We start from the raw sequence: 26149 nt of genomic DNA, 5'->3' as shown, positions 1-26149 counted from the left end.
AGTTGAATATCACTCGTCGGCAAAGACCGGCGCGCGCTGTTGCCACCAGGGTTTGGCTTGTTCCAGTTGGCCGGCGAGCGAAAACAGTGTGTCGTCCTCGCCGAAGCGTCCGGTAAACATCATGCCGACCGGCAGTCTATCACTGCTCCAGTGAAGGGGAAGTGACACCGAGGGGTTGCCGGTAATATTAAAGACCATCGTACTGCTGACCCACTCGAATGCCTGATTGGCAAGGCGTTGCAGGGTGCTGCTGTTGGCGCTGAGTTTGCCGAGTGCAAAGCGACTGGCGATGGGTGACAGCAGTTTTTCGATGCCTTTTGATTTGAAATAACCGTGTTCAACCGCCGGCCCGCTGAGGGTGGGCGTGAGGAAGACATCATAGTTCTGCATAAAGCGTTCAAACAGTCGGCTCTGGGTGTAGAGCCGGCGGTGGGCGACATCAAAGTCGGCGGCTGAAAAGCTGCGCCCGAGCTGAGCCAGCATCCAGGTTTCCGGTTCCAGTTCCGCGTGTTTAATTTTCCGTCCCAGCGTTGCTTCAGACAGGGTGATTTCGCCGCCGACGGAGGTGGCAATGCGCATCAGATAGCCTTCCACCAAGTGGTTGGTGTTAAAGACAGGCGCATCTTCAACAAGCTCGTGGCCCAGTTCTTCCAGCAGTTTGACGCTGTCGCGCAGCCCCTTGATCGCTTCCGGGTGCAGGCTGCCGCCGCGCATCAACGGCGCTTCGGAGAAGGCGATACGCAGCTTTTTCGGGGCTTGTCTGCAGGCACTTAACAGGGATTGTTGCAGTGGGGGTTCGGCGTAGGGTGCGCCGAGATCGACACCGCGCAAGGCATCGAGCATGGCGGCACTATCGCGCACACTGCGGCTGACAACACCATCCTGCACCTGACCATACCAGGGGTCGCCGTGATCCGGGCCGTGAGGAATCCGGCCGCGGGTGGTTTTGAAACCGACCAGTCCGCCACAGGCGGCGGGAATGCGCAGTGAACCGCCGCCATCGCCGCCGCTCGCCATCGGCACGATGCCGGCCGCTACCGCAGCACCCGAGCCGCCGCTGGAACCACCGGCGGTTCGCTCCAGATTCCAGGGGTTGCAGGTTTTACCGTGCAGGGACGGCTCAGTGGCGCCGACAATGGCAAACTCCGGGGTATTGGTTTTGCCGAAGGTCACCAGTCCGGCGGCCTTGAATCGCTTGACCAGCTCACAATCGTAATCGGGTATGTAGTCTTTGAAGGCACGGCTGCCATTGGTCAGCGGCACGCCTTTATAGGCGGCGCAAAAATCCTTCAGCAGAAAGGGGACGCCGTAAAACGGGCCGCCCTTGGGCAGGTGATCAAGGTTGGCAAAGGCCTGCTCATCCATGTTGCGGATTACGGCATTGATCTTCGGGTTTACACGGTCGCGGCGCTTGATCGCTTCTGCGAGCAGTTCCTTGGGGGTAACTTCGCCCTTGTTAATCAGTTCGGCGAGGCCCAGTGCGTCGTAGTCGGCGTATTCCTTGAAAGACATTTTAGATCCTATTCTTGTTATATACGGGTATTGGCTGGGTGCGAGTCCCGGCGCAATATTGTCAGTGACAACTTTGCAGCGCTCTATAGTGGCAGGAGCTGAGGAAACATCAAGGCCCCGGTCATTCTTCGCAAGTTGCGGCGTAGTATTAGCGCCATTAAGCGACTGCTTGTACACTCTTACTCAACCTAATAAGACTCAGGAGCTTTCGCGTGTCCCAAAGTTATAGCGAACACCCCGCGATGTTTCGCGCCCGTCCCTTCGCCTTTATTCTTTCGCTCATTCTGGTGCCGGTCGGCATTGGCATCATTATTCTGCTGGTCTGGTTTATGAAGTGTAAGGCCACCAAGTTGGAGATCGGCAACGGCGAGATCATTCTTGAGCAGGGCTTGTTGAGCAAAGACCGAACCGAGCTGGACATGAAGACCGTGCGCACGGTCAAGGTCTATCAGTCCTTTATGAACCGTCTGTTCGGAGTGGGCGATGTGTCGGTATTTACCGCCGGCGATGCGCCGGAAGTTTATGCCAAAGGCATGCCGCGACCGCAGGAGTTTCGCGAAATCATCAAAGGTGAGCAGTGAGCGATCTCGAACAGAAAAACGCCCTTAAAATGCTCAGCCTGATGGCGGTGCTGCTTCTGCTTTTGGGAGTGGCCGGGGTGATGGTGTGGCCATTGGCGGCTGAGTTTGCCAACACCCAGCTCGCGCCGGGGCTGGGCATGCGCGATGCGGCGGTGGTGTCGTTTTTTCTGACGGTGCTGACGCTGGTGGTGTTTGCCTTTGCGGCCGGTGACGGCTTGTTAGGCGAACTGCAGTTTATGCTGGCGGGCTTTTTCAGCTTTTTTATTGTGATGTGGCTGTTGATCGCCTGGATTTTTTAGCCCGCCAGGCCTGAGTTAGAAGCTGTATACCAGTGTGACGGTGGTCTGCTTGTCCGCGTGGACTTTGTCGGCCGGTACATCACTGGTGTACTGAACAATGTAAGCGACTTTCAGACCAATGCCGCCTTTCACGGTGGTCTTGATCGAGGTGGTGGATTTCGACACGGTGTTTTCTTCGCCGTGATCCACCGCCAGTTTCTGCTCAAAGGTTGCGGTCGGCGACAGCTCCCAGCGGAAGTTGGAGGCCATGCGCAGAATCGCGTCTTCCTCGACATCATCCCCGGAATTGTCCAGCAGCTCGGCGCGGCGATAACCGGGGCCGATCTCGGCGTCCCACAGCATGGTTTCGTTATCAATCAAACGGCGACCGTAACCGAAGGCTATGGTGGCGCGGTACTTGTAACCGCTAAAGCGATCATCTTCCCACGACACATAGTTAAACAGGTAGTTGTGGGGGCTGAAGGTGTAGGCCAGTCGGTTCGACACGAAGTAGCGTTCGGCTGAACGCACGCCGGCACTTTCGGTGTTCAACGTCTGGAATTCGGAGTTGTTCTTCCATGCATCCTGTTGCCAGGTCAGTGAGGCATTGGCGGAAACGCTTTTCGCGTCAGTGTTGCCTTCACTGGCGACAAAGCCGAGTTCGGCGTCGCCGCTCCAGGGGGATGAGCCTTCCTGGGCAAAAGTAACCGCGCTAAAAAAAGAAAGCAGCGCCAACAGTGTCAAGCGGATCATGGTGTCTCCATTGATGGTTCAGAATCGTGTTCAGAGGGTCTGGCTGCCCCCGCAGAGCGCGAAGGCTACCAGAAAATGCCCTTGACCGCAGCGGGCTCAGGCCTCTTTGTGGAAGTGCACATCCATTTGCGGGAAGGGGATACTCATATCCGCTTCGTCGAGTGCAATTTTGATGGCTTCGAGCAGAGCGTCGTGGGTTCCCCAATAATCCGAGCTGTTAACCCAGGGGCGAACCACCAGATTGACCGACGAATCTGCCAGCTGGCGCACGGCGATCAGTGGCGCGGGTTCGGGCAGAATGCGGCTTTCTTTTTCCAGTATTTCCTTGATCAGTGCCTTGGCTTTGGGAATGTCGGCGGTGTAAGGGATACCGATGGTGAGATCCACGCGGCGAGTGGGCATGGCGTTGTAGTTGGTGATGGGGTTGGACATGACGCGCGAGTTGGGAATCATAATGCGCTTGTTGTCCGGGGTGATCAGCATGGTCGAAAACAGACTGATCGATTCTACGGTGCCGCCAGTGCCGCCGGCTTCAATATAGTCACCGACCCGGCAGGGGCGAAAGGCGATCAGCAGTACGCCTGCCGCGAAGTTTGACAGAGAGCCTTGCAAGGCGAGGCCGACCGCGAGGCCGGCGGCGCCGAGGGCAGCCAAGATGGAGGTGGTCTGAATGCCGGCGTGACCCAAGGCCGGAATCAGCGAAACGGCCAACAGGGTACCGAACAGCAGTTTGCCGACAAAGTTGCTGACGGTGGCGTCTATTTTGCGAGCGTTCAGGGTTCGCACCAGCAGGCTGCTAACAATCTTGGCAATCCAGTAGCCGACGATCAGAATGCCGATTGCGGTGAGCAGGCGCGGGCCGTAGTCCATCAAAAAATCCATGGCCTGTTGAATGAGTGCGTTGGTGTCCATGCAGTCCCCTTGAAAATCGAATATGCTTTTTGGCCCGGGCTGTTTTAGGCGAAGCCCTTTGTGTAAGTAGTATTCCGGCTTCAGGTTTTACCTTACTGCCTGACGCGCCCGAAACGCGTATAGAGTGCCGAGTTTGGTCTCGGGTCACAAGAACCTGTTACGGTACTCATTTGCATCTGGATGACATTCATGTGGATGCTTGCATTTGTGGATCACAACAACTCGAAAAAGGTAATCCTGATCATGCGCCTGTTCGCATTGCTGCTCCTGTGCACAAGTCCTCTACTTAGTCATGCTTCCCCTTCCCATCAGTCGGAAGGTTATGCGACTAGCAGTTGGGCAACGCTGCACGGGGATGGACGCAATTCCAGTCACGTTCCCCTGCTGGTTACCACGCAGTTACAACCCCAATGGCTGGCCTTGAAAGGAGCGTCTTCCTGGAGCGCGCCGGTGATCGCCGAGGATGGCACGCTCTATGTGACGACGGGGCGCGGCAAGGGCTTTGCCCATTTGCACGCAATTAGTCGAACCGGACGTGTGTTGTGGGAATCGCCCGTCGCCCAGTCGCAGGATGATCTCGATGCGGAGGCGGTATTCAGTGCACCGCTGCTTGATCGCGATGGCCATGTCTATGTGGGAGACAGCAACCAGTTTTGGTCTTTCACCGTGGATGGAAAGGTTCGTTGGGTTGCCAATTTGCGTGATCTGGGTATTCGCCAGCCGCTGATGGGCAGTGTCATTGTCGGCTCGCATGTGGGCGGTGTGTCGGCCGATGGCGTTGTTGTGCTGTTTGATCGCAACACCGGCAGGCCGGCCGTGCCACCGCTGCGATTGCCCGTGCCCGCCGGGGAACCCGGGCGTATTCTGCCCGAGGGTTTGTGGGCCAAAGGTCTGCTGGATGACAAGGTTCGCCAGAAAGGCTGGGATCTGCTGACCGGGCAGGGCTACGCGGTTAGCCATGTGCCGGCCGTGCATCCGCACCAGCCGCGTTTGTTTGTGACTGCGGGCGGTGGTGACGGTGACGTCGGCCAGCTATTTGCGATTGATGTGGGCGCGGATGGCTTGAGTATCCGATATGCCAGTGAAGTGCCCGCTCGAACTAGCAGCAGTCCGGTGCTGTCTGCGGATGCGAGCCGGATTTATGCCGTGGGGCATGGTGGCACGCTATACGCGCTGGATAGCGAGACCGGCAAACTGTTGTGGCAGCGCGCCACTGAGGGAGAAAATGCTTCGCCTTCGGTCGGTCCTGGCGACATGGTTTACGTGCTGGGAGGGGATCGGCTGATAGCGGTAGAGGGAGAGACCGGTCAGGTTCTGTGGCGCAACAATTATCGGGAATGGGCGCGTGACCGGCATCCCCAGCTGTGGTCCCGTTTTGGTTTGATTGGCAGTCGCGGCAAGCCTGACGCGTATATCGATTCCGTGGTCACCATCAGCAATGGTCTGTTGTGGGCGACGTTGCTGGTTGGTTACGACGTGAATTTTCTGGTGCGCGATTTTGTGCATCCGGTGCAGGCCTACCTGGTGGCGCTCGATCCGTCCGATGGCACGGTGCTGGAGGAGTGGCGAGTGCCCGATTCCAGTGAGGGGGTGATCAGTATCAGTCCGACTGGGGATGTCTATCTCAACCTGATGTCCATGCAGGCCTCACTTGCCCACCACGGCGGCTACCAGTGGCTCTTGCCTAAATCCATCCGCCGGCCAAAGCCCCGGGGTGGTATTTACGCACTGGCGCCGGTCAGTCTTGCAGAGCAACTGACGGCGTCGATTCAGTGGCTCGATACCCTGGCAAGTAACCGTAATCCGCTGTTTCTGGAAGGTATCGACAGTCAGCTGTGGTCGAGTCGCAAAGTGCTGGCTCTGGCGGTCAAGCGCGGTGAGCTCGAGGCTGGGCTGGGACGGCACGTGGAATCCTTGCTGCAACAATCCGAGGCGGCATTGAGCCGTTGCAAGACAAACACCGATGATTGCGAAGCCCTGTTTGATGCCCTTGAGTCCATGGCGAAGGCGCTGCTGTAGCGGCCGCCCTGTGCGCGTATAATGCGCCGCATGTCTGAGGAAACTGCTGCCGAAATGTCTGATCGCGAACTCGCCGGTGAGCGTGTTGCCGCCTCGTTTGTCAAAGCGGTGCTGGTGCAGGCGCGTCACTACGGTTGTGATGTCGGTGAGCTGATAGCCGCTGCTGGTCTGGATGAGAATCCGCTGGGTGTGGAGCAGCCTCAGTCTGTCACCGTTGAGCAATACAGCCGTTTGTGCGTGGCCTTGTTTCGTTCCATTGGCGATGAGAGCGGTGGCTTTTTGCCGGGGGTGAATACGCCGCTGGGTGGTACCCGCATGCTGGCCTACAGCATGATCGGCTGCCGCAATCTGGAACAGGCGCTGCGCCGGGCGATGGATTTCAACGCCACCTGTCGCGAGCGCGGTGACGGTCGAGCGGAGCACGAACTGCAGCACGACCCTGCCGCCAAAACCGTGCGTTTGAGTTATCTGTCCGGTGCCGACGTGCAGCCGGGCATGCAGGTCAGTGTGCTTTACAGTCTTGCGATCTGGGTGCGTTTTTGCAGCTGGTTGATCGACCAACCTATCGAGCTTTTGCAAGCGGGTTGTGCCGACGGTGAGCCCAGCCGCAGGCGCGGGCTGGATCATTTCTTTCATTGCCCGGTGCATTTCGGTGAAAGCAGCAACTGGGTGGAGTTTGCCGACTCCGTACTGCGCAAGCCGATTGCCCGCAGCGAATCCGATCTTGAGCGCTTTCTGAAACTGGCGCCCTACCATGTGGTGATCAAGCCCATGGTATCTGATGGCGGGATCGCCGCGCGCATCCGCGAGCTGCTGGGCGATGACTTCCGTCGCGAGCTACCGGCCTTTGATGAGCTCGCCCGGCAATTGAATATGTCGGAGCGCACCCTGCGGCGACGGCTGGATCGCGAGGGCACCTCCTATCAGCGGATCAAAGATCAACTGCGACGGGAGGAGGCTATTGCCTTTCTGCGCAACCCTGAACTTACCGTGAGCGATGTGGCTGAACTGTTGGGTTTTTCCGACCCCAGTGCCTTTCACCGCTCCTTCAAGCGCTGGACCGGGCGCTCCCCTGGCGATTATCGCCTGTCGTGATTTACGCAGCCGGAGTTGCTATGCTGCCGGGATTACGCGCCCGGACGCGGTGTGTCGGCGGCGTACCTGTGGAGTAGAATGATGGACAAACGCAATATACACGAGCAGCTGGAAGATCTGCATCAGCAGATTGACGAGCTGGAGGTTGGCCACAGCCAGAAGGCGAACCTGATGGGGCTGTTGGAAGATATCGAGCTGGAGTTGAGCACCGGTTCCAGTGTGGACGCAGAGCAGGCCGGCTTGCTGGGGCGTCTTGAAGATATGGTTTCACAGTTTGAAACCGAACACCCGACCATGGCCGGTATCCTCAACGACATTATGATTAAGCTCGCCAGTATTGGTGTGTGATGTGAATCGGGCGCCGTTTCTGGCGCCCGCTTGCGACTTCTCAGCTTGAGATCTGGAAGGTAAAGGGCAGCGTAAATTCGATTTGATTGCCCAGGATTTCTTTCGGAATGGACGGGAAGGGCGCAGTTTTCTCTACCGCTGTCACCGCGGCTTCATCCAGCGACGAATAGCCTGAACTCTGGATTACCTTGGAGGACAGCAGCGAACCGCCGCGATCGATAATAACCTCCAGCAATACCGTTCCCTGCTGATTCAGCTTCAGTGCCCGTTTGGGGTAGCGAACGTGCTGGTAACTGGCGCGAACCATGGTCGAGCTGTATTCGTTGATCAATTCCTTGGAGCGGGCAGCCGCTTTAGCTTTGGCTTCCGCTTCGGCCAGCGCTTTGGCGATTGCCTCTTTGCGGGCGCGCTCGGCCGCTAATTTAGCTTGTCTGGCCGCTTCTGCCTCGGCCTCTGCGGCTTCGCGGCGGGCTTTTTCAGCGGCTAGTCGGTCGGCTTCAGATGGGCCGGTGTCGGCTGGTTTGCTCTGGGGTTTGGGTTTGGCGGGCGCGGCGCTCTTGCCGCTGCCCCAGGCTTTGGTTTCTGCAATACGGCTTTGGGTCGGCCCGGCCATTTCAAAGCTGGTCATCAGGCCAGCACCGCGTTCCCCTCCGGGAATGGACAGGATGTCCTGTTTGAATCCGCTTGAGGGCGGGCGAGCACCAATCCAGCACGACAACAGCAAGTTGAAGAACTCGGCGTCTGCGGTCTTCATCAGGGTGGTGCCGTTCAGTTTAACTACGGTGCCCTGTTCGGGCAGCAGGTCGATGGTGATATGGTCACCGGCCCGCAGATCGTCCTTCAGCATGGTCGCGAAGGCGATGATGTTGTCCTGTTGGGCCTGCTGAATATCCTGAGAGTTGTTGATCAGGATCAGCTGGTTCCACTGTTGGGAAAATCGGCGGTCACTCCACGACTCCGTCACAACTCGCAAATCCATGCGTTTCGGTCCGGGCATGAAAAAGGCATCATCGGGTGTCGATGCCGGTTGCGGTAGATAGAGGCCACCGATGTAGTAATCGGTACGGAGTTGCTGATAAACCGCCAGGCCGCGCAATGACATGCCGTCGAGTTCGGTTTGAGCGAAGGAAACCTGCGACGCAAGCGTCAGCAGAAAAGCTGCAATAAAACGGTTCATAAGCCTCTACATCCAGTGTCCGGCGCAGAAATTATTAGAATTCTCTGAAACCAAGTCTTTTAACGGCACGAACGGCCAACGGTTGCGCGAGGCTTTCTTGATCGCGCTTGTTGTCGTGCTGATACCACCTGACACGTAACTTTATTATTGTTACCACTGTCCTTAATTTAACGAAATGGACTGAAAAGTCCAGTCATCTAAGGTTATGGGAGTGTAACAGTGGTCTGTGAGATTGTGTAGATCGTTGGTGCCCAGCGACAGTGTATAAACTGAAAAATCTTTCCAAGCGCTTAATATTTATACTTTTTTGCTATTTTTTGTGCAGCTCGCACGTCGCCGCCAAGCATCGTGTGCCAGAAACAACAGTAACCTTTTGGCAACAACAGCTTACAGCTCGGGCATGTGCTTCAGCAGGGTGTCTGCAGTCTGTGGTCCGAGCAGTATCTGCTGAAGGCTGCCGTCGGGTGCAATCAGTAAAGTCGACGGCAGTGCGGTCGGTCGCTCAATACCGAGCGCCGGGTGCGGATCGGCGAGTAGAACCGGGAAGGCGATGCCGAGTGCCCTGATATCTGCCGTCAGCGCTTCACCCTGCAAGCGATCGTAATTTACCCCCAGTACCAGAACCTGATCCGAGTACGCTTCGGCAAAGTGATTGAGTTCAGGAATCTCGTCGCGGCAGGGCGCGCACCATTTGGCCCAGTAATTGATCACGATCCAGCGATCAGTTGCAGCGCCGGGGCTGAAGTAAACGCCGCTGTCAGTGCTGGCAATTCGATTGGCCTTGGAGTCAGCGCCGCAGGCTGCAAGTAACAGGCTGGCCAGAAAAAGTCCGATGAGTGTGCGCATGTCGCGGTAATGACCTCTGCGGGGTTTTAAGCGCTGTGTATAATGCCTGCTTGCCTTTCGCAGTCCAAGTGTTGCTGCGTAATCCAGCATCACATTGGCTTTCGATCTTGAATTAGAGGTTTTCAATGACGGTTACCATCTACCACAACCCGCGCTGTTCCAAATCTCGCCAGACGCTGCAACTGTTGCAGGAGAATGGCATTGAACCGGAGCAGGTGCTGTATTTGGAACAGACGCCTTCCGCGGAAGAAATCAGTGCCCTGTTGAAAAAGCTGGGTATGAGCGCGCGCGAGCTGCTGAGAACCGGTGAAGACGCCTACAAGGCATTGTCACTGTCAGATAAGAGTCTGTCTGACGAGGTTTTGATAGAGGCTATGAGCGAGCACCCGAAACTGATCCAGCGACCGATTGTGGTGAAGGGTGATCGTGCTGTGCTCGGTCGCCCGCCGGAGAATGCGCTGGATCTGATTGCATGACAACAGCGGTAAAGCCCTACGTTTTAGTGCTCTATTACAGTCGCTACGGCGCTTGTCGTACCATGGCGACCCATATTGCCCGCGGTATCGAACAGGCGGGTCTTGAAGCGCGAGTGCGAACGGTGCCGCCGGTGTCGGCGGAGTGCGAAGCCACCGCGCCGGCTATCCCTGATGAAGGCCATCTTTATGCCAGTCAGGACGACCTGCGTGACTGCGCTGGCCTCGTTCTCGGCAGTCCGACGCGCTTCGGCAATATGGCGGCGCCGATGAAGTATTTTCTCGACAGCAGCTCAGCGCTCTGGCTCAGCGGTGCGCTGATTGGTAAACCGGCAGCGGTCTTTACCTCCAGCAATTCCCTGCACGGCGGCCAGGAATCGACCTTGCTGACCATGATGCTGCCACTACTGCACCACGGCATGATGCTGCTTGGCTTGCCATACAGTCATGCGGAGCTGTCATCGACTACCACCGGGGGTACGCCCTATGGCGCGTCGCATGTGAGCGGTTCCAATAATCGCCCACCGGATAATACGGAACTGCATTTATGTCGCGCGCTCGGTGAGCGGGTGGCAACGACGGCGAGGGCTCTGCTCAATGCGTGAACCGAAAATACCCGATGCCAGTGCAGAATCCCTGCAAGCGAAGGCCGATCTCGCCTGGCGGGTGCTGCTCGTGTGTTTTGTCATCGAATTGGTCGTGCTGACCCTCACCACCTGGTGGCTGCATCAGGAGGGGCGTCAGCCCAGCCTGACGATCTGGCTGGTGCGTATTGTGCCCTTGCTGGTATTTGTGCCGGGGATGCTGAAGCGCAATCCGCGCAGTCTCGCCTGGCTGTGTTTTGTGATTCTGATGTACTTCATGATCGCGGTTACTGAGGCTATGTCGCCGCTGCGATTGTGGATCAATCATATTGAAGTGGCGCTGTCGGTGGTGATCTTTCTTAGCGCCATGATGACTATTCGTTGGCAGGCGCAGGCTGAACGAAAGCGCCGGGCTGTTATCAGACAGGAATAAACAAGCGGGGATAAACATGAGTCAACGCAGGGGCGTGTTTTCACGCATTGGCGGTTTTCTGGAAGGCCTGCGGCGCTTCCTGATCAATACCGTTTTTTTGTTGTTTTTGATCGCGCTGGGTTTTGCCCTGTTTTCCAAGGGGCCAACCCTGCCCGAGCGCTTTGCGCTGGAACTGAACTTGCGCGGTCTGGTGGTGGATCAGTTGAGTCCGGCCGATCCGCTGTCGGAGCTGGTGGAAGGTGAGGCACTGGCGGAAACGCGGCTGCAGGATGCGATTGATGCGATTGATCGCGCCAGTGGCGATGAGCGCGTTCAGCTCCTGCAGTTGTCGCTCGGTGAGCTGGAACATATCGGCATGAGTAAGACCTCCGAGCTGGCGGCGGCTATTGCCCGCTTCAAGGCTACCGGTAAGCCGGTTCTGGCGATCAGTGATGCCTACGATCAGGACAGCTACCTGTTGGCCAGTCATGCAGACGAAGTTTATCTCGACCCGATGGGTGGCGTGGTGCTCGAGGGTTTTGCGGTGTATCGCAATTACTTCAAGGCCGCCCTCGACAAACTGGCGGTCGACTTTCATGTGTTTCGGGTGGGCGAGTTTAAGTCCGCGATGGAACCCTTTATGCGAGATTCCATGTCCGAAGAAGCGCGCGAGGCGAACCGGTCCTGGCTCGGCTCTCTGTGGACAGACTATCGCGAGCGAATCCTGGTCAATCGCGGATTAAGTGAGGAAGCCTTTGATCACTATGTAAATCATATCGATCAGGTGATGGCGGAACACGAGGGCAATTTTTCCGAGGCGGCACATCTGTCCGGGCTGGTAGATCAGGTGGTGAGCCAGCGGCAGTGGTTGGGCATGATGCGCGCGAAGGTTGGCAGCGATGCCGATGGTGATTACAACCGGGTTGGCTTTCGTGAGTATTTGAGCCTCAGTGATGCGCCACTGGAAACGACTACTGACTCGGTGGGTGTTCTGGTCGCGCAGGGCGTGATCGCCGACGGCGAGGTCAGTGACGGTATTGGGGGCGACAGTTTCTCTGAGCTGGTGCGCCGTGCCCGCGAAGACGACAGCATCAAGTCGGTGGTACTGCGGATCGACAGCGGCGGTGGCTCGGCCTTTGCTTCGGAGCAGATTCGGCAGGAACTGCTGGAGCTGAAGCAGAGTGGCAAACCCTTGGTGGTGTCGATGGGTAGTGCGGCGGCGTCCGGTGGCTACTGGATCGCCGCCAATGCGGATGAAATCTGGGCAACGCCGGCCACCATTACCGGCTCCATCGGTATCTTCGGAGCCTTTCCCACGGTTCACCGCAGTCTCGAGAAAATGGGTATCAACACCGATGGTGTGGGCACTACCGCGGTGGCCGGCGGGCTGCGTCCGGATCGTCCGCTAAACCCGATCGTGAAGCGTGCCATGCAATCGGGTATTGAACACGGCTATCGGCAGTTTCTTGAGATCGTGGCCGAAGGTCGCGATATGCATCCGGAGCAGGTCGATAAGCTGGCGCAGGGCCGGGTTTGGACTGGTAGCGACGCCCGGCAGATGGGCTTGGTAGATCAGCTCGGTGGTCTGGAAGATGCAATTGCCTCAGCGGCGAGTCTGGCCGGCATGACCGATTACCGCAAGGTCTGGGTCGAGCCGCAGCTGCCACCGCTGCAGGCCCTGGTCAGTCATTTTCTTGAGCAGTCTGGGCTCGGTTCACGGATTAGCTTGCCGCAATGGTGGTCGCCAATCGGTCAGCTGGGCAAGCACTTGCAAGCGATGTCAGATCCGCGCGGACACTATGCCTATTGCGTTGAGTGCACGGCGCCCTGAGGCGCCTCCTCTCTATAATGAATCCGGCGTCAGGTTTGCTGATTTAAAGCTGCTGACGCCAGACTTCAAAGCCACCATCGATACTGTAAACCTCCGCGAAGCCCTGTTCGGCGAAATACTGTGCGGCGCTCTGGCTACTGTTGCCGTGGTAACAGTAAATGATCAGCGGCTGTTCGCGATTGGCTTCTTTCAGAAACTCTTCGACGGAATTGCCATCCAGGTGGGCCGCGCCGGGCACGTGGCTCATGGCATACGACTGGCCATCGCGGATGTCAGCGAGGGTGCAGGTCTGTTCGTTCAGCAGATTTTGAGCATCAGCGACGGAAATACGTTTAAAAGCAGGTGTTGTCATATGGCGTTATCGGCAAGTTTGCGAAAGCCCTAGGGTAACCGCTATGCTCGCTCGGCGAAATCCAAAAAGAGCTGCCTGTGTCGACACACTCCCACGAAAACTCCCCGTCTCGCTTTTCAGTGCGCGCCCGGCTGCGCAGCTTTGTCTTTGCCTGGCAAGGGCTTATGACGCTTTTGCGCGAGCAGCACAATGCCCGAATTCACTTGCTCGCACTGGTGGGTGTGGTGGGTTTGAGCATCTGGCTGGGGCTGAGTGCTCAGGAATGGGCTCTCGTTTTGCTGGCCAGTGCCTTAGTGATGGGGTTTGAAGCGCTGAACTCGGCCGTTGAATATTTGTGTGACCGGGTGGAGCCGCAACACGACCCGCTGATTCGCAAGGCCAAGGATGTCGCTGCGGCCGCGGTGCTGATCGCTGCTTTGGTAGCAGCGATCATCGCGCTGATTATTTATCTGCCAAAACTGCTGGCGTTTCTTTAAATTTTATTTGAGATCACGTGGTCAGGCTGAGGCGGGCTCTGCGTGAGCTGTCTCACTTGGGCGGCGAGTAAAATCCGCAAGGATGACGTACAGGCAGGGGATCAGTATCAGCGTGATCACGGTTGCGAAGATAATGCCAAAGCCCAGCGAAACCGCCATGGGGATAACGAATTGTGCCTGTACGCTGGTTTCCATCAGCATGGGCGCCAGACCAAAGAAGGTGGTCAGTGAGGTGAGCATGATGGCGCGGTAGCGCTGCGTTCCAGATTGCACCACCGCGTCGACAACCGACATGCCATTGGCCATCGCCCGATTGGTGAAATCCACCATAATCAGACTGTCGTTCACAACCACGCCTGACAGGGCGATGATGCCGAAGAAAGACATCATATCGACCGGCAGCCCCATCACCAGATGGCCAATAATGGCACCGATAATGCCGAAAGGAATAACGCCCATAATGATGATGGGTTGCAGGTAGGATTTAAGTGGCACGGCGAGAAGCGCGTAAATGCCGAACAGGGCCAGAGCAAAGCCCACAAAAAGACTGTTAAACACTTTGCTGGATTCTTCCGTCATGCCATCGGCCTGATAGTCCAGACCGGGATACCTCTGCTTCAGTTGGGGAAGGTAGTTGGCGAGCAGATCGCCGGCAATGCTGTCGGGCTCGGCGTAATTGCGGTCTACCGCGGCTCCAACCGTGACCGCGCGCTCACCGTCGATGCGCGTCAGCTTGCTGTAGCCGGGTTCGATGCTGGCGTTGGCGAGCACAGAAAAGGGTACGAAGTTGCTGTCGCCGGTTTTCAGATACAGGTTTTCAAGATCGGAGATGGCTTCGCGCTCCGCTTTCGGCAGGCGCGCCATGACTTTGACTTCGTCATTGCCGCGCTGCATGCGTTGTGCTTCCGCGCCGTAAAACGCATGGCGAACCTGGGTGGCGATATCCGCCAGACTGATTCCCAGTGCTTCCGCCATGGGTTTTGTACTCAATACAATCTCGTCCTGCGAGGCGTCAGCGCTGTTTCTGACATCGTAGGCGCCGTCGTAAGTTTCCAAGTAGGCGGCAAAGTCTCGCGCAGCGGCTTTGAGTTGCTGAGGCGAATTGCTGATCAGTTTGAACTGCACATCCTGACCGCCGCCCATATCTTGCGCGGTAGAAACTGAAATGACGCGAGCGCCCGGGATATTGCCGATTTTTTCGCGCCACTGTTTGGAAAGCTCGTCACTGCCCATGGTGCGTTGCTCGGCCTTCGTCAGCTCGGCCATAAAATTGACGAAACGCCCGCCATAGGCATAGGCGAAAATATGTTTGATCAGCCCTTCTTCGTTGCCGGTTTTCGCAATGTAGTCCGAATTGACTTCAATGATCGCCTCGTTAAACGCGCGGTAGCCGTCCAGCAATTGCGCTTCGGTGGTGCCCTCCGACATTTCCAGTTTTGCCTGAATAAAGTCGTTGGGTAGCGAGGGCATCATCACCAGTCTGACCAGTCCACCGGCGACCAGTCCGCCGGCCAGAATCATGGCGGCGACGAAGACGGAGGCAGTGATGTAACGGTTTTTGATGGCGGCCCGCAGAAAGGGCTGATACATGCCGAGCACGAAGGCCTGCAGCACCCGATTGCAGGTTCGCTGCAGAGCGTCGGTCAGGGCGAAAAAGCCGCGGGTGGAAGGCTTAGAATGCACTAGGTGGGCGGGCAAAATCAGCTTGGATTCGATCAGCGAGAAGCTCAAACAACACAGTACAACCCAGCCGAAGGCTGCGGGGAAGGGCGCGAATACCCCGTCGGCAAACAGGGTTGGCAAAAAGGCCATAATGGTTGTCAGGACGCCGAAAGTTGCGGGTGTTGCGACCCGTTTTGCCCCGGCGATAATGGCGTCGGTGCTATGCCCGTATTTCTGGGAAAAGTCTCCGGCGCTTTCACCGATAATAATGGCGTCATCGACGACGATTCCGAGCACCAGAATGAAGCCAAACAGGCTGATCATGTTGAGACTGACATCGATCATCGGCGTGCTCATCATGGCGAAGGTGCCAAGAAAACACAGGGGTAGACCGACCATCACCCAGAACGCGAGCTTAATATCCAGAAACAGGGTGAGAATGATAAAGACCAGGAGGGCGCCCATCCCGAGATTTTTCATCATCATTCCCAAGCGGCCTTCGAGGTAATACGAGATATCTGCCCAGTAGGCGATATTCACGCCCTCAGGCAATTCGAGTTTCTTGCGCTCGACGTAGGCCTTGGCGGCATCGGCGACTTTCAAGAGGTCTTGATCGTTGGCGGCATAGACCGTAACGCCCATGCTGAAACCGCCGTTGAACAATGAAAAGCCGCTGGATTCCTCGAAGCCATCATTGATTGTGGCGATATCCCCAAGTTCCAGACGCGTGCCATCCGGGTAGGTGATCAGCGGGATGCGTTCGAATTCGTGCTGGCGGTAGGCCTGGCCCTTGGTGCGCAGCATGATTTCGCCTGTATCTGTTTTTATCGCGCCGCCCGGCAGATTCAGTGATGAGCTGCGGATGGCCGCGGCGACTTCGGCCAGAGAGAGCTGGTATTTGAGCAGGTTGGCTTCCGGAACTTCGACGGATACTTCGTAGTTTCGACCACCAAAGGCTTCCGCGATTCGAATGCCCGGTTCCTGCAGCACTTCATTTTTGATCTGGTCTATCAGGGATTTCATATCCCGTTCGGAGAGATTGCCCCAGATCTGAATATTGGCCGCGTGTTCCTTGAATTCCAGATGATTGATAACGGGTTTCTCGGATTCTTCGGGTAGATTGGCAATCCCGTCGACCGCACTTTTGACTTCGTCGAGCACTTCATTGATGTCGACCTTGTCGTTGATATCCAGGCTCAGGGTTGCCAGTGATTCCTGTGCGGTGGCCTGGAGCGTTTCGATATCGTCGATATCCTTGAGCGCTTCCTCGATTTTCAGAATGATACCGAGCTCGACTTCCTCGGGGGAGGCACCAGGGTAGGGGGCCGTGATTTGGATGGTGTTCGTTTCAAACTGCGGCTGAACCGTCTTGGGCAGTTTCAGGGCTGCCCCGATGCCAGTGGCGAGAATCAGGGCCATCAGTAGATTGGCCGCAACGGAGTTGCGGGCAAACCAGGCAATCAGTCCGCGCTGAGTGTCGATGTTTTCCATATCAAGCTCCCGTGTCCCGGAAGCGGCTGTCTGACTTCGCCGATTTACCGGTGAGGAGCGAACTGGTTTTAACCTGATTGTTGAGTTCTACCTGAGTGCCGGCCACCGCGTGGGGCGCAGATGACAGCGAAACCCGCTCGCCTTCTTCAAGCCCCTGGTAGATATAGGCTAGTGCCCCGTCCGTGCGCAGCAGCTTGACCTGTCGATTGATCAGTCGATTTTTATCATCGATCACCCAGACCTGATTGCCGGTACGCAGAATATGCCGCGGCAGTACCACGATGTCGGGCATGGTTTTGCCCGAAATGGAAGCTTGGACAAAGGTGCCGACCCTGAGCGGTGTGTCCCGTGGTGTCAGGATACCGTAGGGGTCGACGACTTCGGCTACCGCGAACAGGACGCGACTGCGATCATCCAGCACGCCTTCGGTTCGAACTAATTTTGCCGGCCATTCCACGACCTGATCGCCGAGTTGCGCGCTCAGGGTGACGGATGGCAGAGCGCTCTGATCGCCTGTGAGGGTCGGCAGGTTGAGGTAGCTGAGGCGGTCGTCGGGAATCGGCAGGCGGACTTCTACAACATCAATGGCGAAGGTTTTTGCCAGTTGGGTGCCGACCGTAACATATTGTCCAATATCGACCTGCTTGGCCTGAACCATTCCGGCGTAGGGCAATTTTAGGGTGGTTCGCTCGAGGTTATCGCGAGCCCGCTGGAGATCTGCTTCTGCGGAATCGAGCTTTGCCTGCGCTTCGGCCAGCTGGGGTTTACGCTGTGCCAGCGCGTCGGCTTCGCTATTGCGTTTCACTCCGTTGGAAAACTTTAGCCAGTCGCGGTAGGCCACTTGCGCGCGACCCTTTTCCAGAGCGAGATGGCTGCGGGCGCTGGCGACGGCGGCTTCTGCCCGTTTCAGTTCGGCCCGATAATCGCGATCGTCAATTTGGAGCAGGGTTTCACCGGCTTCAAAAAAACCGCCGGCTTTAAATTTGTCGGACACTTGCACGACCCGGCCTGAGACTTCGGCGATCAATGTGGTCTGGGTGCGGGGGCTGACGCTGCCTTGTGAGTCGATACTGACCGGGACGTCTTGCTTTACGACTTCGGCCGCGTCGACGACCAGCGGGGTCGATTCGATCTCAACCTTGGCAGGTTCTGGGCGGTTCAAATACAGGGTGAGGGCACCGGCAGCGGCCAGGCCGAGAATAACCGCACAGAAGAAGAGGTTGTAAACGAATTTGCCCACAGGAAGCTCTCGGAAAATTTTAGTGATTACAGTGTTTTATAACACGTTCACCGGTGTCGATCATTACCGGACGCTTACCGGTGGGTTACTGATGAAGCCTACTCGTCAAGAGGTTTTACCGGCGGTTTGTTAGCGAATATGGCAAAAACGGACGATGTGATCCGTGGCGTGGGCGATGCTATAGTCCCGCAGCTTTGCAAAATCGATAACACGCAATGACGCAATCAAGGTAATAGGACATCATTATGACCAGAGTTTTCTCCCATCCCGCCGAATTGAAAGACGCGCAGGGCGAACACCTCGGCTACAGCGATTGGCTGGAGATCGACCAGAATCGTATCAATCTTTTTGCGGATGCCACCGGTGATCACCAGTGGATTCACGTCGATCCCGAGCGCGCCAAAGACGGCCCTTTCGGCAAGTGCATTGCCCACGGCTATTTGACTCTGTCGCTGGTCAACCTGTTTCTGCCGCAGATTATCGACGTGCAGGGCATCTCCATGGGGGTGAATGTGGGCTGCGAGAAAATCCGCTTTCCTTCGCCCGTGCCGGTAGGTTCGCGCGTGCGTGGTAGCGGTGAGCTGGTATCGGTTGAAGAGATGAAAGGCGGTATTCAGTCGGTTGTGCGGGTTACGGTAGAAATTGAAGGTCAGGACAAACCGGCCTGTGTTGTAGATACCATCAGCCGTTATTTTCCGGCGTAAAACGCCGGAAAAAGCCGCATTTGGCATTCCGTCGGCGCTCGGCAATAATGGCAGCATAATTATAAAGCGGCTGATTTCATGCACTCCTTAAAACGCTATTTTGTCGTTCCCTTTTTGCTCGCCTGCCTGCTGGGCGCGGCTCATTCACTGTGGCACATTGCGACCGCGTCTCCGGTTGATCTGGCGTGGTATGGCGCTGCTCTGGCACTGTTGCCGATGCTCGGCTTCATGATTTACCTCGGTGCGAGCTCACAGGCGCGGACGTCGGAGACGATGCCGCTTCAGGTGGGTGCCGCTGCAGTCGGGGCCCTGCTCAGCCTTGCCGGCGATCAACCGCTGCTGCCGATGATCTATGCGTGGGTGGTTGGGCTAGGCGGTGTTTTAGCCTATGTGTTCTGGTATTCCCGGCTTGGACGCAGCGATAATGCTTTGCTGAAGGCTGGGCAGGCGCTGCCGGATTTTGAGCTGGAGGATGCCGACGGCAACGCGATTCCCTCCAGAAAGTTGCTCGGTCGCAAACTGATTCTCCTGTTTTATCGTGGCAACTGGTGCCCGTTGTGTGTGGCCCAGGTGCGGGAGCTCGCCGAGCGGTATCGAGAGTTGGCGGAGCGCGGTGTCGATGTTGCGCTGGTCAGTCCCCAGCCTCACAAACAGACCCGAGAGCTCGCGGCGAAATTTGACGTTCCCCTGCAATTTTTTGTAGATCGCGATGGCCGGGCAGCGCGCAAACTGAATATTTTGCATGAGGGTGGCATTGCCGCGGGTATCAGCGGTTACGGTGTCGATACGGTTTTACCGACGGTCTTGATGGTCGACGAGCAGGGAACACTGCTGTATGCGGATCTGACCGATAACTACCGGGTACGCCCCGAACCCGAAGCCTTTTTATCCCTCCTCGATAAGGAAACAGCAAATGTCTGACAGCGCGGCGATTAGACCGGCCGCAACTCTGGTTTTACTGAGGGAAGCCAATGGCCAGATTGAAACCCTGTTGCTTCGTCGCCTGAGTAAAAGTGGTAGAGGTGCATGGGTTTTCCCCGGCGGTGTGGTGGAGCCACAGGATGGTGGCGATGCGGATGAAGAAAACTCTGCCCGCGCGGCTGCGGTTCGCGAAACCCACGAAGAGGCTGGCATTACGGTTGCTCAGGAATCCCTGCAGTTTATTTCTCACTGGACCACCCCCGATGCACCGGAAGTATCGAAAAAGCGCTTTTCCACCTGGTTTTTTCTGAGTGATCAGCCGGTGGGCGAGATCGAGGTTGATAAGGTCGAGATCGATGCCTACCGCTGGTGTGTGCCGGCGGATGTGATTGCCGAGCATCAGGCGGGTGAGTTGAAAATGCTGCCGCCAACGCTGGTGACCCTGACTGAATTGGCCGCGTGTGAAAGCATCGAAGACGCAAAGGCTTTTTATAAGTCACGCACGGTGCCTTACATTGAGCCCCGCATGGCCACAGCCGACGACAAAATCTGCATGTTGTATGCGGGTGATGCGGGTTATGAGGCTACAGACGGAACAGCGGCCGGCGCGCGCAACCGCTGTTGGCTGGAAGGGCATTACTGGCGCTACGACTTTACTGGTTAATGCCACGTCATTGCGAGGCGCGCAGCAACGAAGCAATCTAGTGGGTAGTTGGAGGTTGCTTCGTCGTTATACTTCTCGCAATGACAAATTCTCTATAGATTCCCCGCCCGCCAGCGCCGCTCCCAGGCATCAAATACCCGTCGTGGGTACCAGTACTTACCGTAGCTGCCGTTGTAGCGCGCCAGCGCATGCATCAGGTTGCCTTTTTCCTTTTCTACGTAATATTGAAGAATGCGGCAGCCGTAGCGCAGGTTGGTGTAGGGGTCGGTGAGGTTGTCTTCAGGCCGCCCAATCTCGTTTTTCCAGAAGGGCATGACCTGCATCAAGCCTTGCGCACCGGCGCTGGAAACCGCGTAGCGATCAAAGGCGCTTTCTACTTCGATGAGTGCCAGTACTAAATCGGGCTTCAGGTTGGCAGCGCGGGCCTCCTGATGAATAGCTCGGAGAAGGTCAAGGCGAGTCTGCGGATCATCGATAAAACGCTCCAGCCTGCCGGACATATCCAGCAGCCAGACTTCGGCGTCAAAGCGATCCTTGAAGCTGCTGGCTTCATTGATGGTATTGAGCAGGAATTGACGTAATTCCCGACGTTCAGTGTCGGCGGGCGTCGGCTGAGCCCATGCTGCGGTGGCGGTTAGCCACAGCAGCAGGGCCAGTAAGGCAGGTTTAAGCGAGCTTGCTCTGAATAAAGCTGACAACATCATCTAGGCTGATATCTTCGTTATTTTCCGCGCGGCGATGGCGGTATTCGAGTGTACCGTTATCCAGTCCGCGATCGCCAATCACAATGCGATGGGGAATGCCCATCAGTTCAATGTCTGCGAATTTAACACCGGGGCGCTCGTTGCGATCGTCCATCAGCACATCAATGCCGGCGGCCGTGAGTTCCTGATACAGCTTCTCGGCGGTCTCTTTAACGCGCTCGGATTTCTGCATATTCATCGGTACCAGCGCGAGCTGGAAGGGCGCAATCGACTCCGGCCAGATAATGCCCTGGGCGTCGTGGTTCTGCTCGATGGCAGCGGCTACCACGCGGGTAACGCCTATGCCGTAACAGCCCATGGTGACCACCGACTCTTTACCGGACTCATCCAATACTTTGGCATTCAGAGCTTTGGAATATTTATCGCCAAGCTGGAAGATATGACCGACTTCGATACCGCGCTTGATCAGCAGGTTACCCTTGCCATCGGGGCTGGGGTCGCCTTCAACCACATTGCGAATGTCGGCAACGGTGGCGCATTCTGCGTCCCGCTCCCAATTGGCGCCGGTGTAGTGGAAGCCGTCTTCATTGGCGCCACAGACAAAGTCGGTCAGGGCGCTGGCGCTGCGATCGACGATGACGGTGAGTTTCATGCCCACGGGGCCGATGGAGCCGGCGCTGCAACCCAGCGCTTTTTTGATGTCCTCGTCGGACGCCATGGTCAGGGGGGCATACACGGCGGGTTGTTTTTCGGCTTTGATTTCATTCAGCTGGTGATCGCCTCGCAGTACCAGTGCAACCAAGCCCTCGCGCTCGCCTTCTTCATTGACGCCATAAACCAGTAGGGTTTTGACGGTCTGTTTTGGGTCGACGGACAGGGTTTTGCAGACTTCCTCAATGGTTTTTGCATTGGGCGTGGCGACCTTTTCCAGGTCGGCAGTGGCGACGCCACGCTCGCCCAGCTGAACCGCCTCGGCCATTTCGATATTTGCGGCATAATCGCTGCTGTCGGAAAACGCGATATCGTCTTCACCGGAATCTGCCAGTACGTGAAATTCGTGGGAACCGGTGCCGCCGATCGAGCCGTTGTCGGCGATAACTGGGCGGAAATCCAGACCAATACGATTAAAGATGGCTGAGTAGGTCTGGTACATCACATCATAGGTCCGCACCAGCGAATCCTGATCCAGATGAAAGGAATACGCATCTTTCATAATGAATTCCCGCGAGCGCATCACCCCGAAACGGGGGCGAATCTCGTCGCGGAACTTGGTCTGGATCTGGTAAAGATTGATCGGTAGCTGTTTGTAGCTGCGAATCTCGTTGCTGACCAGATGGGTGATAACCTCCTCATGGGTTGGCCCCAGACAGAAGTCGCGGTCGTGCCGATCCTTAATACGTAGCAGTTCGGGGCCGTATTGTTGCCAGCGACCGGACTGTTCCCACAGCTCGGCGGGCTGAACCACGGGCATCAGCACTTCCAGTGCGCCGCTGCGGTTCATTTCCTCGCGAATGATCTTTTCAACCTTTTGCAGAACCCGCAGACCGGCTGGTAGCCAGGTATAAAGGCCAGAGGCGAGCTTGCGAATCAGGCCGGCGCGCAGCATCAGCTGATGACTGATCACCTCGGCGTCTGCAGGGGTTTCTTTCTGGGTGGCAATAAGAAATTGACTGGCTCGCATGCGACTCTTAGCCTTGCTGGGAAAATTTGCCGCATTTTACACGCTTCCCCGGTCGGATTGTTAGGGGCGGCGACACAGGAGAGAGCATGTTTCAACTGGACGAGCGATTAGCTGCCGATACGATTGAGCTGGGTGACCTCACCCTGTGCCGGGTGTTGCTGATGAATGATGCCCAATACCCGTGGGTCATTCTGGTGCCCCGGCGAGAAGGTATAAGGGAAATCTTTGAGCTGAGCGATACCGATCAGCAACAATTGTTGCGTGAATCCAGTGCGGTTTCGCAGGCGATGGCGGACTATTTTAAGGCAGAAAAAATGAATGTTGCGGCGCTGGGGAATATGGTTCCGCAACTGCACATACACCATATTGCGCGATTCAGTAGCGACGCGGCGTGGCCAAAACCGGTGTGGGGAGTTCATCCGGCAAAGGCCTACGATGAATCGGAATTGGCTTCGCAGGTCGAAGCGTTGAAAAGAATTCTGATCGGCTGATTTCGAAAGTCCGGTTTGGTACTCGGCATAAAAGCCGAATTTCTGATCAAATCGAACAAAATTTAAGCCTTTTTTGCCTGAAAACCCTTGTATTACAGTACGGGATGCGCTTATATCTTGCGCAGGCTCTATATATACAGTGTGAAATCAACAGATTGTCTACTGATATATGACCTAACGACCTGTCGGGGAAACCTACTCAAACAACAAAATGGGACTATCGCGTATGGCAAAGAAAGCTGCTCCGAAGAAGAAAGCACCGGCCAAAAAAGCTGCCGCCAAGAAGGCGCCTGCTAAGAAAGTCGCTGCTAAGAAAGCACCCGCCAAAAAAGTAGCTGCTAAGAAAGCAGCACCGAAGAAAAAGGCCACTGGCCCGATCAAAGAGAAAATGACCAAGAGTCAGATCCTCAACGAGATCGCTACCGCTACTGATCTGAACCGCAAGCAGGTATCTGCGGTGATGGACGAGCTGGAATCTCTGATCGGTCGCAGCGTGTCCAAGAAAGGCCTGGGTGAGTTCACCATTCCTGGCCTGATGAAAGTGGTTACTGTGAAGAAGCCTGCTCGCAAGGCACGCAAGGGCATCAACCCCTTCACTGGCGAAGAGACCACCTTCAAGGCCAAGCCTGCCAGCATCGCGGTGAAGATCCGCCCGCTGAAAAAGCTCAAGGAATACGCTTCCTGATAGCCCTGCCGGCCTCTTTCGGGGCCGGCTTCCGTTCTCTTGGCCCCTTGTCGGCCATTGCCATTTATCCCTCTCCTCTGTTTACGGTATAATCCGGCTCCTTTTTTGGGGCATCCTCCCCCGTTGGCTCTAGCGCCCCTGGCGCTAATGAAAGGTAAGGTAGCGAGGATTTCGTTATGCCAATTTACGAATACAAGTGCGAAGACTGTGCTCATGAGCTGGAAGCCATCCAGAAAATGAGTGATGACCCGCTGGTGGATTGCCCCAGCTGCAACAAGCCGACCCTGAAAAAGCGGATTTCCGCTGCCGGTTTCCGCCTGAAAGGCGGTGGCTGGTATGAAACCGACTTTAAATCCGGCAATCGCAAGAATATTGCGGGTGGGGGAGGTTCCGGCGGCTCCTCTAGCTCCGACGCCAGCTGATTTTACTTTAAGACGAATTCGGGTGCCTCGCGGCGGCCCGGAACGATACAGGACAGAACGAATGCGAAGCCATTATTGCGGCACTCTCCGCAAGGAACACATTGATCAGGAAGTCACCTTATGCGGTTGGGTAGACCGGCGCCGGGACCACGGCGGCGTTATCTTCCTGGATTTGCGCGACCGCGATGGCATCGTACAGGTGGTGTTTGACCCGGATACCGAAGAGCACTTTCAGCGCGCTGACAAGGTGCGCAGTGAGTTCGTTCTGCAGGTGAAAGGTCGCGTGCGCGCCCGTACCGAGAGCACCGTGAACCCAAATATGGCGACCGGTGAAATCGAAGTGCTGGGCAAGGAGCTGGAAATTCTGAATAGCTCTGAAACACCGCCCTTCCAGCTCGATACCCATACCGACGTGGGTGAGGACGTACGCTTGCGCTACCGTTTCCTCGACCTGCGCCGTAATGACATCGCTGACAAGCTGCGTCTGCGTTCGCGCATCACCTCGATTCTGCGCAACTATCTGGACAGCAACGGCTTTCTGGATATTGAAACGCCGATTCTGACGCGTGCGACCCCAGAAGGTGCCCGCGACTATCTGGTGCCCAGCCGTACCCACGCTGGCAAATTCTTCGCGCTGCCCCAGTCGCCTCAGCTGTTCAAGCAGCTGCTGATGGTGGCGGGCATGGATCGCTACTACCAGATCGCCAAATGTTTCCGCGACGAAGACCTGCGCGCCGACCGTCAGCCCGAATTTACCCAGATCGACCTTGAAACCTCCTTTATGGATCAGGACGAGATCATGGCCATCACCGAAGGCATGATCCGCGAGCTGTTCCAACAGGTACTCAACGTCGATCTCGGCGATCTGCCGCGCATGAGCTACGCCGAGGCTATGCTGCGCTTTGGCAGCGACCGCCCGGACCTGCGTATTCCGCTGGAGCTGACCGACGTGGAAGACCTGATGCAACAGGTCGACTTCAAGGTATTCAACGGTCCCGCCAATGATCCGAAAGGCCGCGTTGCGGCGCTGAAAGTGCCCGGCGGTGCCAAGCTGTCGCGCAAGGAAATCGACGAGTACACCAAATTTGTCGGCATTTACGGCGCCAAAGGTCTGGCTTGGATCAAGGTCAACGAACTGGCCAAGGGCGTTGAAGGCCTGCAGTCACCGATTCTGAAATTCATGCCCGACGACATCGTTATGCAGATGATGGAGCGTCTGGCGGTGGCCGATGGCGATATCATCTTCTTCGGTGCGGACAAAACGTCGGTGGTCAACGAAGCCCTCGGCGCGCTGCGGGTGAAGCTGGGCGAAGACCTGAACATGATCGAGCGCGAGTGGGCACCGTTGTGGGTGGTCGACTTCCCCATGTTCGAAGAAATCGATGGCGGCTGGACTTCACTGCACCATCCTTTCACCGCGCCGACCTGCTCGCCGGAAGAGCTGGAAGCCAACCCCGGTGCTGCCCTGTCCAAAGCCTATGACCTGGTGCTGAACGGCACCGAGCTGGGCGGTGGTTCGATCCGTATTCACAAGAGCGATATGCAGCAGGCGGTATTCCGCATTCTGGGTATCGGCCCGGAAGAGGCCGACGAGAAGTTTGGCTTCCTCTTGGATGCGCTGAAATACGGCTGCCCGCCCCACGGTGGTCTGGCCTTTGGTCTGGATCGCATCGTGATGCTGATGACCGGTGCCAAGTCTATTCGTGACGTTATTGCCTTCCCCAAAACCCAGACCGCCGCCTGTCTGATGACTGATGCGCCCGGTGTGGTGGAAAGCAAGCAGCTCACTGAACTCAATATCCGTCTGCGCAAAACCGAGGAAAAACAGGGGTAAG

27 protein-coding genes are annotated in these 26149 nt (G+C 56.7%); 17 read left to right on the top strand and 10 right to left on the bottom strand.

The features are described 5' to 3' along the window. Positions 1-9: 9 nt before the first annotated feature. Positions 10-1512 carry an amidase gene (locus FHR99_RS08295; RefSeq protein ID WP_183410031.1) on the bottom strand — a complete coding sequence of 501 codons (1503 nt, stop codon included), beginning with the start codon at positions 1510-1512 and terminating at the stop codon, positions 10-12. Between the two features lie 212 nt (positions 1513-1724). On the opposite strand from FHR99_RS08295, the gene FHR99_RS08290 reads away from it, so the two are divergent. Together FHR99_RS08290 and FHR99_RS08285 are read left to right on the top strand one after the other, a co-directional pair. Continuing rightward, positions 1725-2093 (top strand): PH domain-containing protein, encoded by a 369-nt coding sequence (locus FHR99_RS08290; protein ID WP_343067464.1) that lies wholly within the window; start codon positions 1725-1727, stop codon positions 2091-2093. Then, positions 2090-2392 (top strand): hypothetical protein, encoded by a 303-nt coding sequence (locus FHR99_RS08285; protein WP_343067463.1) that lies wholly within the window; start codon positions 2090-2092, stop codon positions 2390-2392. Before FHR99_RS08290 ends, FHR99_RS08285 begins: the two co-directional genes overlap by 4 nt. 15 nt (positions 2393-2407) lie before the next feature. Here the strand turns inward: FHR99_RS08285 and FHR99_RS08280 are convergent, their stop codons facing one another. Together FHR99_RS08280 and FHR99_RS08275 are read right to left on the bottom strand one after the other, a co-directional pair. Next, positions 2408-3124, bottom strand: a complete 717-nt coding sequence (locus FHR99_RS08280; RefSeq protein ID WP_183410030.1) for a DUF481 domain-containing protein — start codon at positions 3122-3124, stop codon at positions 2408-2410. Positions 3125-3220: 96 nt separating this feature from the next. Then, the gene (locus tag FHR99_RS08275; protein WP_183410029.1) at positions 3221-4036 is read right to left on the bottom strand and encodes a mechanosensitive ion channel family protein; all 816 of its coding nucleotides are present in this window, start codon (positions 4034-4036) and stop codon (positions 3221-3223) included. Positions 4037-4225: 189 nt separating this feature from the next. Here FHR99_RS08275 and FHR99_RS08270 point away from each other — a divergent pair, with 189 nt between their 5' ends. From FHR99_RS08270 to FHR99_RS08260, 3 genes are all read left to right on the top strand, one after another. Continuing rightward, positions 4226-6055 (top strand): outer membrane protein assembly factor BamB, encoded by a 1830-nt coding sequence (locus tag FHR99_RS08270; protein ID WP_183410028.1) that lies wholly within the window; start codon positions 4226-4228, stop codon positions 6053-6055. Between the two features lie 30 nt (positions 6056-6085). Beyond that, entirely contained in the window at positions 6086-7150 is a 1065-nt protein-coding gene (locus FHR99_RS08265) for a helix-turn-helix transcriptional regulator (RefSeq protein WP_183410027.1), read from the top strand. Between the two features lie 81 nt (positions 7151-7231). After that, positions 7232-7498, top strand: a complete 267-nt coding sequence (locus FHR99_RS08260; protein ID WP_183410026.1) for a DUF4404 family protein — start codon at positions 7232-7234, stop codon at positions 7496-7498. 40 nt (positions 7499-7538) lie between these two features. On the opposite strand, the gene FHR99_RS08255 is transcribed toward FHR99_RS08260, so the two are convergent. After that, positions 7539-8675, bottom strand: a complete 1137-nt coding sequence (locus FHR99_RS08255; protein WP_183410025.1) for a TonB family protein — start codon at positions 8673-8675, stop codon at positions 7539-7541. 387 nt (positions 8676-9062) lie between these two features. Then, positions 9063-9521, bottom strand: a complete 459-nt coding sequence (locus tag FHR99_RS08250; RefSeq protein ID WP_221200394.1) for a TlpA family protein disulfide reductase — start codon at positions 9519-9521, stop codon at positions 9063-9065. A 125-nt stretch (positions 9522-9646) separates the two neighbouring features. On the opposite strand from FHR99_RS08250, the gene arsC reads away from it, so the two are divergent. Genes arsC through sppA form a run of 4 tightly spaced genes read left to right on the top strand, consistent with a single transcriptional unit; the run spans position 9647 to position 12821 of the window. Then, positions 9647-9997, top strand: a complete 351-nt coding sequence (gene arsC, locus FHR99_RS08245; RefSeq protein ID WP_183410024.1) for an arsenate reductase (glutaredoxin) — start codon at positions 9647-9649, stop codon at positions 9995-9997. Continuing rightward, positions 9994-10599, top strand: a complete 606-nt coding sequence (gene wrbA, locus FHR99_RS08240) for an NAD(P)H:quinone oxidoreductase (RefSeq protein ID WP_183410023.1) — start codon at positions 9994-9996, stop codon at positions 10597-10599. The genes arsC and wrbA overlap by 4 nt, the downstream gene beginning before the upstream one ends. After that, positions 10592-11011 (top strand): DUF2069 domain-containing protein, encoded by a 420-nt coding sequence (locus FHR99_RS08235; RefSeq protein ID WP_183410022.1) that lies wholly within the window; start codon positions 10592-10594, stop codon positions 11009-11011. The genes wrbA and FHR99_RS08235 overlap by 8 nt, the downstream gene beginning before the upstream one ends. 16 nt (positions 11012-11027) lie before the next feature. Then, a complete protein-coding gene (gene sppA, locus FHR99_RS08230) occupies positions 11028-12821 on the top strand; it encodes a signal peptide peptidase SppA (protein ID WP_183410021.1) in 1794 nt (597 codons plus the stop codon). Positions 12822-12864: 43 nt separating this feature from the next. Here sppA and glpE read toward each other — a convergent pair whose 3' ends face one another. Next, a complete protein-coding gene (gene glpE, locus FHR99_RS08225; RefSeq protein WP_183410020.1) occupies positions 12865-13173 on the bottom strand; it encodes a thiosulfate sulfurtransferase GlpE in 309 nt (102 codons plus the stop codon). A gap of 77 nt (positions 13174-13250) precedes the next feature. Here glpE and FHR99_RS08220 point away from each other — a divergent pair, with 77 nt between their 5' ends. After that, entirely contained in the window at positions 13251-13649 is a 399-nt protein-coding gene (locus tag FHR99_RS08220) for a diacylglycerol kinase family protein (protein WP_343067459.1), read from the top strand. 21 nt (positions 13650-13670) lie between these two features. Here FHR99_RS08220 and FHR99_RS08215 read toward each other — a convergent pair whose 3' ends face one another. Together FHR99_RS08215 and FHR99_RS08210 are read right to left on the bottom strand one after the other, a co-directional pair. Further along, positions 13671-16802: an efflux RND transporter permease subunit gene (locus FHR99_RS08215; protein ID WP_183410019.1), complete on the bottom strand. Its 3132-nt coding sequence runs from the start codon at positions 16800-16802 to the stop codon at positions 13671-13673. 1 nt (position 16803) lies between these two features. Continuing rightward, entirely contained in the window at positions 16804-18042 is a 1239-nt protein-coding gene (locus FHR99_RS08210) for an efflux RND transporter periplasmic adaptor subunit (protein WP_183410018.1), read from the bottom strand. A 245-nt stretch (positions 18043-18287) separates the two neighbouring features. On the opposite strand from FHR99_RS08210, the gene FHR99_RS08205 reads away from it, so the two are divergent. The 3 genes from FHR99_RS08205 to FHR99_RS08195 all read left to right on the top strand — a co-directional run bounded on the left by FHR99_RS08205 (position 18288) and on the right by FHR99_RS08195 (position 20331). After that, positions 18288-18746 (top strand): MaoC family dehydratase, encoded by a 459-nt coding sequence (locus FHR99_RS08205; protein WP_183410017.1) that lies wholly within the window; start codon positions 18288-18290, stop codon positions 18744-18746. 78 nt (positions 18747-18824) lie between these two features. Further along, positions 18825-19667: a peroxiredoxin family protein gene (locus FHR99_RS08200; protein WP_183410016.1), complete on the top strand. Its 843-nt coding sequence runs from the start codon at positions 18825-18827 to the stop codon at positions 19665-19667. Then, complete coding sequence (locus tag FHR99_RS08195) at positions 19660-20331, top strand: NUDIX hydrolase (protein WP_183410015.1); 672 nt, start codon at positions 19660-19662, stop codon at positions 20329-20331. The genes FHR99_RS08200 and FHR99_RS08195 overlap by 8 nt, the downstream gene beginning before the upstream one ends. A gap of 92 nt (positions 20332-20423) precedes the next feature. Here the strand turns inward: FHR99_RS08195 and FHR99_RS08190 are convergent, their stop codons facing one another. Both FHR99_RS08190 and FHR99_RS08185 read right to left on the bottom strand, forming a co-directional pair. After that, positions 20424-21035, bottom strand: a complete 612-nt coding sequence (locus tag FHR99_RS08190; RefSeq protein ID WP_246386475.1) for a lytic transglycosylase domain-containing protein — start codon at positions 21033-21035, stop codon at positions 20424-20426. Continuing rightward, positions 20998-22716 carry a proline--tRNA ligase gene (locus FHR99_RS08185; protein WP_183410014.1) on the bottom strand — a complete coding sequence of 573 codons (1719 nt, stop codon included), beginning with the start codon at positions 22714-22716 and terminating at the stop codon, positions 20998-21000. The genes FHR99_RS08190 and FHR99_RS08185 overlap by 38 nt, the downstream gene beginning before the upstream one ends. Positions 22717-22802: 86 nt before the next feature. Between FHR99_RS08185 and FHR99_RS08180 the strand changes: the two genes are divergently transcribed. The 4 genes from FHR99_RS08180 to aspS all read left to right on the top strand — a co-directional run bounded on the left by FHR99_RS08180 (position 22803) and on the right by aspS (position 26148). After that, positions 22803-23207: an HIT domain-containing protein gene (locus FHR99_RS08180; protein WP_183410013.1), complete on the top strand. Its 405-nt coding sequence runs from the start codon at positions 22803-22805 to the stop codon at positions 23205-23207. A 226-nt stretch (positions 23208-23433) separates the two neighbouring features. After that, positions 23434-23892, top strand: coding sequence for an HU family DNA-binding protein (locus tag FHR99_RS08175; RefSeq protein WP_183410012.1), 459 nt, complete (start codon positions 23434-23436; stop codon positions 23890-23892). 176 nt (positions 23893-24068) lie between these two features. Continuing rightward, on the top strand, positions 24069-24314 hold the full coding sequence (locus tag FHR99_RS08170) for an FmdB family zinc ribbon protein (RefSeq protein ID WP_183410011.1): 246 nt from the start codon (positions 24069-24071) through the stop codon (positions 24312-24314). 61 nt (positions 24315-24375) lie between these two features. After that, positions 24376-26148, top strand: coding sequence for an aspartate--tRNA ligase (aspS, locus tag FHR99_RS08165; RefSeq protein WP_183410010.1), 1773 nt, complete (start codon positions 24376-24378; stop codon positions 26146-26148). Position 26149: the final 1 nt, after the last annotated feature.

Source organism: Litorivivens lipolytica (assembly GCF_014191715.1).
In the GTDB taxonomy this organism is placed as follows: Bacteria; Pseudomonadota; Gammaproteobacteria; order Pseudomonadales; family Spongiibacteraceae; genus Litorivivens; species Litorivivens lipolytica.
Note: the sequence above shows the minus strand (reverse complement) of the source record. Positions and strands in the feature narration are given on the sequence as shown.

What these genes read in the sequence shown, in the direction of transcription:
- aspS (WP_183410010.1), top strand. Translation starts at nt 24,376, where the DNA reads ATGCGAAGCCATTATTGCGGCACTCTCCGCAAGGAACACATTGATCAG.
- FHR99_RS08270 (WP_183410028.1), top strand. Translation starts at nt 4,226, where the DNA reads ATGTGGATGCTTGCATTTGTGGATCACAACAACTCGAAAAAGGTAATC.
- FHR99_RS08295 (WP_183410031.1), bottom strand. Translation starts at nt 1,512, where the DNA reads ATGTCTTTCAAGGAATACGCCGACTACGACGCACTGGGCCTCGCCGAA.
- FHR99_RS08195 (WP_183410015.1), top strand. Translation starts at nt 19,660, where the DNA reads ATGTCTGACAGCGCGGCGATTAGACCGGCCGCAACTCTGGTTTTACTG.
- FHR99_RS08235 (WP_183410022.1), top strand. Translation starts at nt 10,592, where the DNA reads ATGCGTGAACCGAAAATACCCGATGCCAGTGCAGAATCCCTGCAAGCG.
- FHR99_RS08205 (WP_183410017.1), top strand. Translation starts at nt 18,288, where the DNA reads ATGACCAGAGTTTTCTCCCATCCCGCCGAATTGAAAGACGCGCAGGGC.
- FHR99_RS08250 (WP_221200394.1), bottom strand. Translation starts at nt 9,521, where the DNA reads ATGCGCACACTCATCGGACTTTTTCTGGCCAGCCTGTTACTTGCAGCC.
- FHR99_RS08215 (WP_183410019.1), bottom strand. Translation starts at nt 16,802, where the DNA reads ATGGAAAACATCGACACTCAGCGCGGACTGATTGCCTGGTTTGCCCGC.
- FHR99_RS08180 (WP_183410013.1), top strand. Translation starts at nt 22,803, where the DNA reads ATGTTTCAACTGGACGAGCGATTAGCTGCCGATACGATTGAGCTGGGT.
- FHR99_RS08175 (WP_183410012.1), top strand. Translation starts at nt 23,434, where the DNA reads ATGGCAAAGAAAGCTGCTCCGAAGAAGAAAGCACCGGCCAAAAAAGCT.
- FHR99_RS08265 (WP_183410027.1), top strand. Translation starts at nt 6,086, where the DNA reads ATGTCTGAGGAAACTGCTGCCGAAATGTCTGATCGCGAACTCGCCGGT.
- FHR99_RS08185 (WP_183410014.1), bottom strand. Translation starts at nt 22,716, where the DNA reads ATGCGAGCCAGTCAATTTCTTATTGCCACCCAGAAAGAAACCCCTGCA.
- FHR99_RS08190 (WP_246386475.1), bottom strand. Translation starts at nt 21,035, where the DNA reads ATGATGTTGTCAGCTTTATTCAGAGCAAGCTCGCTTAAACCTGCCTTA.
- FHR99_RS08170 (WP_183410011.1), top strand. Translation starts at nt 24,069, where the DNA reads ATGCCAATTTACGAATACAAGTGCGAAGACTGTGCTCATGAGCTGGAA.
- FHR99_RS08280 (WP_183410030.1), bottom strand. Translation starts at nt 3,124, where the DNA reads ATGATCCGCTTGACACTGTTGGCGCTGCTTTCTTTTTTTAGCGCGGTT.
- FHR99_RS08200 (WP_183410016.1), top strand. Translation starts at nt 18,825, where the DNA reads ATGCACTCCTTAAAACGCTATTTTGTCGTTCCCTTTTTGCTCGCCTGC.
- arsC (WP_183410024.1), top strand. Translation starts at nt 9,647, where the DNA reads ATGACGGTTACCATCTACCACAACCCGCGCTGTTCCAAATCTCGCCAG.
- wrbA (WP_183410023.1), top strand. Translation starts at nt 9,994, where the DNA reads ATGACAACAGCGGTAAAGCCCTACGTTTTAGTGCTCTATTACAGTCGC.
- FHR99_RS08255 (WP_183410025.1), bottom strand. Translation starts at nt 8,675, where the DNA reads ATGAACCGTTTTATTGCAGCTTTTCTGCTGACGCTTGCGTCGCAGGTT.
- FHR99_RS08260 (WP_183410026.1), top strand. Translation starts at nt 7,232, where the DNA reads ATGGACAAACGCAATATACACGAGCAGCTGGAAGATCTGCATCAGCAG.
- FHR99_RS08275 (WP_183410029.1), bottom strand. Translation starts at nt 4,036, where the DNA reads ATGGACACCAACGCACTCATTCAACAGGCCATGGATTTTTTGATGGAC.
- sppA (WP_183410021.1), top strand. Translation starts at nt 11,028, where the DNA reads ATGAGTCAACGCAGGGGCGTGTTTTCACGCATTGGCGGTTTTCTGGAA.
- glpE (WP_183410020.1), bottom strand. Translation starts at nt 13,173, where the DNA reads ATGACAACACCTGCTTTTAAACGTATTTCCGTCGCTGATGCTCAAAAT.